This window comes from Acinetobacter sp. ANC 5054, from assembly GCF_002135295.1.
GTDB lineage: Bacteria > Pseudomonadota > Gammaproteobacteria > Pseudomonadales > Moraxellaceae > Acinetobacter.
In genome coordinates, this window is sequence record NZ_NEGG01000005.1 from 169,345 (window position 1) to 181,353 (window position 12,009).

The 12,009-nt window shown below is 42.6% G+C and carries 9 protein-coding genes; 1 reads left to right on the forward strand and 8 read right to left on the reverse strand.

Going from position 1 to position 12,009, the window contains the following annotated elements:
- Window positions 1-15 precede the first annotated feature (15 nt).
- Window positions 16-2,568, forward strand: coding sequence for a penicillin-binding protein PBP1a (gene ponA, locus B9T33_RS07130; protein WP_086178245.1), 2,553 nt, complete (start codon window positions 16-18; stop codon window positions 2,566-2,568).
- A gap of 63 nt (window positions 2,569-2,631) precedes the next feature.
- Here the strand turns inward: ponA and B9T33_RS07135 are convergent, their stop codons facing one another.
- The 8 genes from B9T33_RS07135 to B9T33_RS07170 form a co-directional block, all read right to left on the reverse strand.
- Window positions 2,632-3,435: a putative RNA methyltransferase gene (locus B9T33_RS07135; protein WP_086178246.1), complete on the reverse strand. Its 804-nt coding sequence runs from the start codon at window positions 3,433-3,435 to the stop codon at window positions 2,632-2,634.
- A 77-nt stretch (window positions 3,436-3,512) separates the two neighbouring features.
- Complete coding sequence (gene mraY, locus B9T33_RS07140) at window positions 3,513-4,631, reverse strand: phospho-N-acetylmuramoyl-pentapeptide-transferase (protein WP_086178247.1); 1,119 nt, start codon at window positions 4,629-4,631, stop codon at window positions 3,513-3,515.
- Window positions 4,631-6,040 (reverse strand): UDP-N-acetylmuramoyl-tripeptide--D-alanyl-D-alanine ligase, encoded by a 1,410-nt coding sequence (locus B9T33_RS07145; protein ID WP_086178248.1) that lies wholly within the window; start codon window positions 6,038-6,040, stop codon window positions 4,631-4,633. The genes mraY and B9T33_RS07145 overlap by 1 nt, the downstream gene beginning before the upstream one ends.
- A gap of 8 nt (window positions 6,041-6,048) precedes the next feature.
- On the reverse strand, window positions 6,049-7,545 hold the full coding sequence (locus B9T33_RS07150; RefSeq protein ID WP_086178249.1) for a UDP-N-acetylmuramoyl-L-alanyl-D-glutamate--2,6-diaminopimelate ligase: 1,497 nt from the start codon (window positions 7,543-7,545) through the stop codon (window positions 6,049-6,051).
- A gap of 10 nt (window positions 7,546-7,555) precedes the next feature.
- The gene (gene ftsI / locus B9T33_RS07155; RefSeq protein WP_086178250.1) at window positions 7,556-9,382 is read right to left on the reverse strand and encodes a penicillin-binding protein PBP3; all 1,827 of its coding nucleotides are present in this window, start codon (window positions 9,380-9,382) and stop codon (window positions 7,556-7,558) included.
- A gap of 12 nt (window positions 9,383-9,394) precedes the next feature.
- A complete protein-coding gene (gene ftsL / locus B9T33_RS07160; protein WP_086178251.1) occupies window positions 9,395-9,727 on the reverse strand; it encodes a cell division protein FtsL in 333 nt (110 codons plus the stop codon).
- 10 nt (window positions 9,728-9,737) lie between these two features.
- Entirely contained in the window at window positions 9,738-10,649 is a 912-nt protein-coding gene (gene rsmH, locus B9T33_RS07165) for a 16S rRNA (cytosine(1402)-N(4))-methyltransferase RsmH (protein ID WP_086178252.1), read from the reverse strand.
- Window positions 10,650-10,835: 186 nt separating this feature from the next.
- Window positions 10,836-11,855, reverse strand: coding sequence for a sulfate ABC transporter substrate-binding protein (locus tag B9T33_RS07170; protein WP_086178317.1), 1,020 nt, complete (start codon window positions 11,853-11,855; stop codon window positions 10,836-10,838).
- Window positions 11,856-12,009: the final 154 nt, after the last annotated feature.

Genomic DNA, 12,009 nt, shown 5'->3' on the forward strand with positions numbered 1-12,009 from the left:
TAAAACTTACTTGTTATGAAAAAGCTATCTTGTTCAGGCCTTGTTCATCCATTTTTTTTGGTCATTATTATTATTTTGGTCGCAATTCCAATGGGTTTCTATGGCATGTATCTCTATATTGCCCCGTCTTTGCCTGAAATGTCCATTTTAAAAAAGGCACCATTATTAAAACCCTTACAGGTTTATAGTGCTGATAATGAGCTCATTGCAGAGTATGGCGGCAAACTTTCCGTGCCTGTGGAATACGATCAAATTCCAGCGCATTTCATTCATGGTTTCTTAGCGGCTGAAGACTCATCTTTCTTTGAACATAGTGGCATTAGCTTTAAAGGCTTAGGCCGTGCAGTCAGCGAAACCATTACGGGCTCTGATGTTCAAACAGGTGGCTCTACCATTACCATGCAGGTGGCTAAGAACTATTATTTAAGTTCAGAGCGTACCTTAAAGCGGAAATTGACTGAGGTATTTCTTGCTCGAAAAATCGAACAAAATCTAAGTAAGCAAGAAATTTTAACCTTATATGTCAATAAAATTTTCTTAGGAAAAAATGCTTATGGTATCGCAGCGGCTGCTAAAATTTATTATAACAAAAACTTAGATGAACTCAGTTTGGCTCAAATGGCCATGATATCGGGTTTACCTAAAGCACCTTCGAAATATAATCCTGTTGCCAATCCAAAGCGTGCACTTGAACGCCGTAACTGGATTTTAGGCCGTATGCTGCAATTGGGCTACATCAATCAATCTGAATATCAAAAAGCGATTGCTGAACCGATTAATCTCGATATGCCCGATCGTGGAGTGAGTAACAAATTTCCCTATGTAGGTGAAATGGTGCGCTCTGAACTGGTTGAGAAGTTTGGTGATCAAGCGGTCGATTCTGGTTATAAAGTTTACACCACCATTAACAGTCAACGCCAAGCCTATGCTGAACAAGCGGTACAAGATGGTCTAGAAGACTATGACCGACGTCACGGCTGGCGTGGCGCAGAAGCACATGATGAGCCTTTAAAAAATTTCACTCCATATGCAAACACTTATCCTGCTGAAGTCACCAAGGTCAACAACACCAGTATTGAAGCCTTAATGCAAGATGGCAGCACTGTGACCGTACCTTGGTCAGGCCTTTCTTGGGCACGTCCCTATCGTAATGCAAACAGTGTAGGTAATGCGCCCAGCAATGCATCACAAATTGTAAAAGTTAAAGACATTATCCGCTTACGTCCGAATGCAGATAAAAGTTCGTGGGCTTTAGTCCAAATTCCTAAAGCGCAAGGTCAATTGATCGCACTGAATCCCAATAATGGTGGAATTGAAGCCATTGTTGGTGGTTATAATTTTTATCAATCTAAATTCAACCGTGCATTACAAGGCTGGCGTCAACCTGGCTCTACGATTAAACCCTTTGTTTATGCGCTCGCACTTGAACGTGGTATGACGCCTTATACTATGGTCAATGACAATCCCATTAGCATTGGTAAATGGTCACCCAAAAACTCGGATGGCCGCTATTTAGGCATGATCCCCCTACGCCGTGCACTATACCTTTCACGTAACACGGTATCGGTTCGTTTATTACAAGCAGTGGGTATTGAGCGTACGCGTCAATTGTTCATGGACTTTGGCTTACAAGAAAATCAAATTCCCCGCAATTACACTATCGCTTTGGGTACACCTCAAGTGTTGCCGATTCAAATGGCGACAGGTTATGCAACCTTCGCCAATGGCGGATATCGTATTCAACCGCATTTCATCAATCGCATTGAAGATGCTTATGGACAAGTGATTTATAAAGCTAATCCTGAATATGCGTGTATCAAATGTATTAATCAAAAAGATGAGGTTGAGTCTGCGGAAGTCACAACACCTGATGATGAAGTGATTGAAGTCACCAATCAAGACAATGCAGATAAAGCCAAAGACACTCAGGCCGATCCTGAAGCTGCCAATTATCGTCAAGCACAGCGCATTTTAAAATCAAGCTCTGCTTTCGATATGGCTAATATCCTACGTGACGTAATTCAACATGGTACTGGTCGTGCTGCATTGAAAATTGGACGTGGCGATTTAGGCGGTAAAACAGGTACCACCAATGATGCTAAAGATGCTTGGTTCGCTGGCTTCAATGGAAAATTAGTGACTATTGCTTGGGTCGGTTTTGACCAACCATCAACATTAGGTCGTCGTGAATATGGTGGTGTTGCTGCCCTTCCAATTTGGTCTGACTTTATGGCGAAATCACTCAAAGATACGCCTGAAGCTTGGGTACATTTAGATACACATGCCAAGAACCCGATTAACCGAAACTCACCAAAATCGGATCCAACTGAGCCTGAGCATGATCGAGGTTCATCACCTCCTATGGCGCAACCACTCTACCGTCCTGCGCCAGTAGCACCAAAGCCGCAAGCATCACAAAATGACTTTGCCGACTTGCCTGGTACAGGTACAGCAGAATCCAATCTAGCACCAAACCGTGTTGCGCCGCCGCCAATGCAGCCGAATAAGCCGCAAAATTCGGAACATAAGCCTGATGCGCTTGATCATTTAATTGACCAAGTTCAATGATTTAAAACAATAAAAAAGCCCTCATATGAGGGCTTTTTTATTGTTTTATTTTTTCTTTAGAAATTATTTCTTCTTAAACACATAGATTTGATATTGTGCTTTTAATTTGAATTGATCCTGTTGTTCCAAAGCGTCGCGACGTTCAGCTTTCACTTTGTAAGCATAAGGTGTCATTGCAATTAAGTGCTTTAAATCTTGCTGTGGTAGCAACATATCGGCATCAACGACTTGCTCGCTTTCCAGTTCAAAGTCTGCAGCCAGTTGCTCCACAAATTTATGCGGTTCATGAGGCTTTACTTCTTCAAACAAGGCTTCACGCATTGTATAAAGATGTTCTGGTGCAGGTGTTACCACCATCAAATGACCTGTAGGTTTAAGTACACGTAAAATTTCGTCTTTGGGAATCGGACTAAATAGACTGGTACATAAATCAATCGAGTGATCCAAAACTGGCAAAGTCGCACCTGTTCCAACCACCCAAGTGATATTTTTATTCAATTTAGCTGCAACTTGTACCGCATTTTTAGCAATATCCACACCGACACATTGCAATACTTCAGCTTGCATTGCATTGGTGTAATAACCTTCACCACAGCCGATATCCAACAAATTTTCAACACGTAATTCACGGATTTTTTGCACGACCGCTTGCTGTAAAGGAGCGTAATGCCCAGCACTTAAAAATGCGCGACGAGCCTGCACAGACTCAGGGGTATCCCCCGGATTTTTACTGTGCTTATGCTGCACGACATGTAGATTCACATAGCCTTGCTTGGCTACATCGTAGCTATGATTGTTTTCACAATGCCATGTCCGCTCATCTAGTTTTAATGCTTCACGACACACCGGACACATCAGCAAGTTCATTTTTAACTCCAATCGATTTTTAAAAATAAAAAAACCGGCAAATGTGGGAGCAAATGCCGGTTTCGTTATTTATTTGCTTAACGTAATTTTAAAGTCATTAGACCTAAAACTACCAGCATAATTGTGATAATCCAGAAACGAATCACCACCTGTGTTTCACGCCAACCTTTTTTCTCATAGTGGTGATGTAGCGGCGCCATTAAGAACACACGTTTATTACGCATACGAAGTGAGCCGATTTGCAGGAACACTGAAATCGCTTCCACCACAAATACACCACCCATGATCGCAAATACGATTTCTTGGCGGACCATGACGGCAATCGTACCAAGCATCGCACCCAATGATAATGCACCCACATCGCCCATGAAGACTTGAGCAGGATGTGCGTTAAACCATAAAAATGCCAGACCCGCACCAATCATGGCAGCACAAATCACTACCAATTCAGATGAATATTTCACATATGGAATATGTAAATAATTGGCAAAACGTACATCACCCGCCAAGTAAGCAAACACACCTAAACCTGCTGCAACCAAGACAATTGGCATAATGGCTAAGCCATCTAGACCATCAGTCAAGTTCACCGCATTTGACGCACCGTTAATCACCAAATAAGTAAAGACAATAAAGCCAATACCCAATGGAATAATTGAAAGTGGAATGCTGATTTCCTTAAAAAATGGAATCAGCAAGTCCAACATATTTGTGGTATGTACCGGATTCGCTTGTTGAGTCGCAATCACATAAAGCGCAATACCTGCACCCAATGATGCTACTGAAGTCCAAAAGAATTTTTTCTTCGCAGGTAAGCCAGCATTGTCTTTATAGCGGATTTTAATCCAATCATCCGCCCAACCCACAGCACCAAAGATCACCATCACACCGAGCACGATCCACACATAAGGGTTGGATAAATCTGCCCACAACAAAGTTGAAATACCGATTGAAAGTAAAATCAGTACACCACCCATGGTCGGTGTACCCATTTTTTTTGCATGATTTTCAGGTGCAAATGAACTGACTGCTTGACCATATTTGAGAGCTTGCAATTTTCGAATCATCACGGGTCCAAGCAGCAGACCAATGGCCAATGCCGTTAAGACACTGAGTAACGAACGAAGCGTTAAATAACGAACAACTTGGAACGAGCTGTGATAACCCGCAAGCTGCTCAAATAACCATAACAGCATTAAATTTTCTCCATCAATTCAGCCATCAGAGTTTCCATGTGGGTATAACGAGAACCTTTAAACAGGAAACTCATGGACTGAGGCTGATGTGTTTTGACTAAACTAATTAAAAACGGTAGTGCCTGTTCTTGTGATAGAAAGGCCTGCAATTTTTTACCATATTGGGTACTGCGCGCACCTTCTTGAACTGCGGGTGAAAACTCACCGACAGCCACGACAAAGTTAATATCCTTCACCGATACAAGGTCACGACCCAACATATAATGTTGCTGTGCAGCAGATGAACCTAGTTCGCCAATATCCCCCATCACCATGACTTTGATGCCTGCTTGCTGAGCCAGTACGTCGGCTGCAGCACGCATAGAGGTCGGATTAGCATTGTAGGTATCATCAATAAATAAATGATTTTCTTGTGCAATAAAGTTTAAACGACCTTTGGCACCTTTGGCTTGTTCTAGCCCAATGACAATATCATCCAAACCTACCCCAATCGATAACGCAAATGCCGCAGCTGCTGTGGCATTTTGTACATTATGCTCACCCGCAAAAGGCAATTGCACAGGGCGTACACCTTGAGGCGTATTTAAAATAAAATTCGCAGATTGCGCATGTAATTCAATGTCAGTAGCAAATACATCCCCCCCCTGACCAAAACGCATGACTTGCTCGGTTTGAACCGCAGCTGCAATCGAATCGGTAAAATCATCTGCTGCAGGGACGATCGAAGTTCCTGTTTTCGCTATATGTGCATAAATTTCAGATTTAGCGCTACATATCCCTTCACGCCCACCAAATTCACCCATATGTGCTGTGCCGATATTTAAAATACCCGCCACTTGCGGCTGTACCAAATTCGAGGTGTAATCAATCTCACCTTTATGGCTCGCACCGAGCTCCATCACCGCATATTGATGCTCAGGACGTAGTTCAAGCAGCATCATCGGTACACCTAAATCATTATTTAAGTTACCGCGAGTAATTAACGTAGGCGCTAGACGCGACAAAATACTGCCAAGCATTTCCTTGGTGGTGGTTTTACCGCTACTTCCCGTCAATGCAATCACTTTTAATTGTGAATTTTGCGCACGACGATACGCACCTAAGTGCCCCAAAGCTAAGCGAGTATCTTTAACTACCAACTGACAAATATCTGCATCAACAGCATGACTCACAATCGCCACTTCACAGCCATGGGCCGCTACTTGTGCAACAAAGTTATGTGCATCAAAACGCTCACCTTTTAAGGCTAAAAAGGCATCACCAAGTTCTGCATCACGTGAATCAGTCAAAATACGTTTGATTGATCCTGACGGGGCTTTGTCATTATGCCAATAACCTTGAGTGGCTATGGCTAACTGTTCGGCTGTCCATGGTTCTAAAGGAACCGTACTGGTCGTAGAGGTATGCATATCTATTCCTATTGCGCTGGGTAAGCCGAATCAGTGTTGTGATGTTGCGTATCTAGGGCAGATTTCACTTCCACCACATCATCAAACCAATGGCGCACACCATCAATTTCTTGATAATTTTCGTGGCCTTTACCAGCAATCACTACAATATCCCCAGCTTGTGCATGGTTCACGGCATATTTAATCGCTTCACGGCGGTCATGAATTTCATGAACAGTATGTCCTGTAAAATCCATTCCAGCTTTCATATCTGCAAAAATTTGTTCAGGGTCTTCAGTTCGTGGATTATCCGACGTAATCAATGCCACATCGGCATGGTTTAAAGCCGCTTGGGTCATCAAAGGACGTTTTCCACGATCACGGTCACCACCACAGCCAAACACAGCCCAAAGCTGCTGCGAAACATGGCGTTTTAAAGTTTGTAAGACTTGGATCAGAGCATCCGGTGTATGTGCATAATCGACAACAAATAAACGCTCATCATCACGAATCACCTGCATACGGCCTGGCGCACCTTTAAGCTTTGGTGCAGTTGCAATTAAGGCTGCCAAATCAAAACCTGCTTGCTCAGCAGCAATTAAACTCGCCACAATATTTTCAATATTAAAATGACCAAGTAACGGGCTCTGCACCTCAAATTCAGCTTGCGCTGTGCGTAATTTAAACTGTGCACCGTTTAAGCTGTATTGAATATCCGTGACTTGATAATCAGCAGCTTGAGTCGTTGAATAAGTTAAAATTTTAGGCTGTGCTGGATTTTGACGTGCAGCATTCAGCATCACGTTTGCATGTGCATCATCAATATTGATAATCGCCACTTTTAACGATGGAAACTTGAATAAACCCGATTTAGCTTCAGCATAGGCTTCAAGGGTTTTATGATAATCCAGATGATCACGACTTAAATTGCTATAAGCCGCGATTTCAATTGCACAGCCATTTAAACGGCCTTGCTCCAAACCATGAGAACTGGCTTCAATTGCTGCAAACTCAGCACCTGCTTGCGCATAAGCATACAAAGCATTTTGCATATGTAATGCATCTAAGGTGGTGTGTGAGGATGCTTCTAAATTCGGAAGAATACCATTGCCTGTCGTACCCATCACCGCACATTTTTTGCCTTGTAGCATAAGCAGTTCAGCGATTAAACGCGAAATAGTGGTTTTCCCATTGGTTCCTGTCACCGCTAGAATTCTTGCAGCTTGCACAGGCTGAGTTGCTTGCAAATATTGCTTTTGCCACTGTCCCATCAGTTGACGTACGTCTTCAACCACAACACTTGGGCTTAATCCCAAGTCCATTTCCGAAACCACAGCCAAAGCACCACGCTCTAATGCTACTTGGGCGAATTGCGCGGTTTTTTCAGGTTGCGAAAACGAAGTCAGGGCAATAAAAATTTGCCCTGTGGTCACTTTACGACTATCCAGATTGAAGCCCTGAAAGGATTGTGTCATCCATTCAGCGGGCTGTTCAACGGTGTATAGATCTTGAAACGTAATTTTCATTCATCACCTATTACTGGATCTTGGGAGTATCTAAAGGTTTGTCTAAAGGCACGTTCATTAAACGTAAAGATTCTTGCATGACACGTGCAAATACTGGTGCCGACACCGTACCACCATAGTAGGTGCCTTGTGGATTTTCTACCACGACCACCATGGCTAAACGTGGATCACTAACGGGCGCAACACCAGCAAACAATGCACGATATTCATTGGTCGAATAACCTTTACGGTCTGCACGTAATTTATGCGCTGTCCCCGTTTTACCGGCAACACGATAACCTGGGATAGTCGCACGAGTAGCCGTACCACCTGGTAATGTTGCGGTTTCCATCATCAGCAGCACTTGATCAGCAATTTTAGGATCAATCACTTGCTCGCCTTTGGGCTGCTCTTCCAGCTTATATAGGCTTAAAGGCATTTTTAGCCCTTTGTTTGCCAGCATGGCATAGGCATCCACCATTTGCAGTACTGTGGCATTCAAACCATAACCATAGGCCATAGTCGCTACCTCGGACACATTCCATTTGCTTGGTGGCAGGATTAAACCACCACTTTCACCGGGGAATTTCACCGCAGAGCGTTGTCCAAAGCCAAGGCGTTTATAGAATGTTGGTAATGTCTCGTATGGCAGTGAAAGTGCAATTTTGGCTACCCCTACGTTGGATGATTTTTGAATAATCCCACCCAAAGTTAAAGCGCCATAGTTATGTGTATCACGAATGGTGTGATTACCCACACGCATTGAACCCGGAGAAGTATTCACGACCGTATTTGGCTGATATTTTCCGCTTTCGAGCGCCATCGAAATCGTTAGCGGTTTCATGGTTGAACCCGGTTCGAATGAGTCAATCGCACCACGGTTACGCATGGCATCTTTATTCAACACACCCTTTTTATCATTCGGGTTGTAAGACGGCCATGAGGTCATCGCCAAGATTTCACCTGTTTTCACATCGACAGCAATCGCCGTTGCAGAACGTGCATTGTTGGCAACACCCGCAGCGGTCAATTCACGGTACATAATGTATTGCAAACGCGAATCGATACTGAGGGTAATGTTTTCACCCGATTCAACTTCTTTCACAATTTCAGGGTCTTTGACACGATTGCCTTTTTTGTCTCGGACAATTTGCTGTGCACCGTCAATCCCAGAAAGACGTTGATTCAACTGCATTTCCAAACCTTCAATCCCCATCCCTTCACTATTGGTCAAACCAATAATTTGTGAATTTGGCTGTGGTTGCGGGTAGTAACGCTTATAGTTTTTCTCAGTATAAACGCCCTGAAAATCACGTTTTAAAATCAATTCAGCTTGCTGTGGCGGCACTTCTTTTTTGAGTACCAAATAACGTGAACGTGGACGCTCATTCAGTTTGCGTTTCAGTTCAGCGCGATCCATACCGACTGCATCAGCAAGTTCATCTAAATTCAGGTTTTTATCGGGTAACTGACGTTTCAGTTTACGATTATTTGGATCTTTGGCTAATTCCGCCGTGGTTTCTTCAAACAGCTTTTTATTGTCAAAATAGTCACGTGGATCGATGACAATTTTCATAATCGGGGTACTGATCGCCAATGGCACACCATGTCGATCGTAAATCACGCCACGCATCGCTTTTAAAGTTTCTGTTCTTAAAATTTTGGCATTGGCTTTATTTTGCAAAAAGTCTTTATTGACGATTTGCACATAGAATGCACGTCCAACCAAAGCGACAAAACACAGCAATACCACTGCCCACATTAAATGGTAGCGCCACATCTCCACAGCAATCGCAGTTCGACCTGTTACAGACTGCTGTTTTTTACGTGGGGCTTGTTTGTTTCTCTTTTCAACCATGTGACAGGCAGCCTATTTTTTCTGTTCTGAAGTTTGTGGCAATGAAATAACAACGGTTTGAGCAATAGGTGGCGAATACATCCGAAGCTGTGTAACCGCACGCGTCCCAATTTGGGCAGTTGCACCAAAGGTTTGCTGTTCAATCAACAATCGTCCCCATTCAGCATTGAGGTCATCACGCTCACGCATAAATGTGCTTAACTGGCGATAATCTTGGCGATATTCAAAAACTTGAAGCACCACCATTATTGCGCTGACAAAGACCAGCAACAATAAAACAGCATAGACAATGGTTTTCTTTGTCTGCAACTTATTCGATATTTTTTCTATTGCTTCGGTTTTCATTATTTGCCTTTTAAGCTAGACGCTCTGCCACACGAAGCCAAGCACTACGTGAGCGCGGATTGGCTTTTACTTCTTCATCACTTGCTTTAATACGTGACACTTTTTTAAGTCGGCGGGTATCTTCGCGTTTTTGTGGTAAACCCCAACCTGTGTCTTCAGCGAGTGTCGATTCTTTTTGGATAAATTGTTTAATTAATCGATCCTCTAAAGAATGGAAACTAATCACAGCCAAAGTTCCTTCTGGCTTCAGCATTTCCACTGCTTGAGGTAAGAATATATCAATATCGTCGAGTTCTTTATTAATAGCAATACGAATCGCTTGGAATGTCCGTGTTGCCGCATGCTTATTCTTTTCCCATTTCGGGTGTGCAACTTTAACGATCTCGGCTAACTGCCCTGTCGTTTCAATATAACCTGCTGCTTTAATCGCTTTGGCAATACGACGGCTATAACGTTCTTCACCATATTTATAAATGATGTTGGCCAAATCTTCTTCATCAATATCCACCAACCACTGTGCTGCTGTCGGACCTTGAGAGTTATCCATACGCATATCCAGCGGGCCATCTTTCATAAAACTGAAACCACGTTCAGCTTGATCCAATTGCGGTGAAGACACGCCTAAATCGGCCATGATGCCATCCACCAAATCAATACCGCGGCTTTGTAACTCATGTTTTAAATCAGCAAAGCTGGCATGAATAATTTTAAAGCGCGAATCTTCTTGTTCTAATTCAGCTGCAACGGCTAAAGCTTGTGGGTCTTTATCAAAGCCATAAACACGTGCATTTTCATCGAGTTTAGACAGTAATAAACGGGTATGACCACCGCGCCCAAATGTGCCATCTACAAAAATTCCTGTATTGCGATCTGCCAGTAAAGCATCAACAGTTTCATGAAGTAATACAGAAATATGCGACATAAGGGTTCGTTCAACACAGCTAAAAATGTAACTGCACATTATTACCTTGTTTTAACAAAGCTCCAAACGACTTTTTGTACAGAAATATTACTTTTCATAGAGAAAACCGTTTTTAATTTTTACATCGCATAAAAAAGCCTCCCGAAGGAGGCGTTTTTGCATCAACTGAGTTGATCTGATCCGTTCTTAACGTTTGCTGTTATAGATTTGATCGAAGATCGCACCATTCACAAAATGTGTTTGTTGCGCTTTCGCCCATCCACCAAAGACTTCATCAATCGTGAACGTTTTTAATGGTGGGAATTGTGTTTTGTATTTCGCTAAAATTTCAGCATTACGTGGACGATAGAAATGACGTGCCGCCATGTCTTGACCTAAAGGAGAATATAGGTAGTTGATATATCCTTGAGCTAACCATTTATTGCCATTTTTTTCGACTGTTTTATCGACAATCGCAACTGAAGGTTCAGTCAAAATAGAAATGGATGGATAAACGATATCAAACTTGTTTTTACCCAAAGTTTTTTGCGTAACTAAGGCTTCATTTTCCCAAGTTAATAACACATCGCCAATACCACGCTCAGCAAATGTCGTCATCGAAGCACGTGCAGCAGAATCCATCACTTTTACGTTGCGATACATTTTACCGACGAACTCTTTGGCTTTAGCATCATTACCACCTGGTTGTTTCAGTGCATAACCCCAAGCAGAAAGATAAACCCAACGAGGCAAGCCACCCGTTTTCGGGTTAGGTGTAATAATTTGAACACCCGGTTTTGCCAAATCTGACCAATCTTTAATGTGTTTAGGGTTGCCCTTACGGACCATGAATACAATTGTTGATGTATACGGTGCTGAATTGTGTGGGAATTCTTTTTGCCAACCTGGTTGAATTTGACCCGATTTCACGATTTCTTCAATATCGTTTGCCAATGCCAAAGTCACAACATCGCCTTTTAAGCCATCAACAACGGAACGTGCTTGCTTGCCTGAACCGCCATGTGACTGTTTAAAATCAACAGTTTTACCTGTACGTGCTTTCCAATACGCACCAAAAGATTTATTAAATTCATCGTAAAATTCACGTGTTGCATCATACGATACGTTTAAGAATTCACGGTCCGCAGCTTGTGTTGTGGTTGCAGTAAAAGCAACACCTGTTGCAAGCAATGCAGCACTGATCCACGCTTTAAATTGAGTTTTCATGTCAGTCAGCAGTAAGTTATCTTCAATGCTGCTAAATATATGAAATAAAGTCATAAATCGCAATTGGTCGCAGCATGGATTCAACCCCAGCACTCATCGCGATAATTTTTTAATCTTTTGTTTTTCATGTCAAAATAGCGCAAAACAATCTACT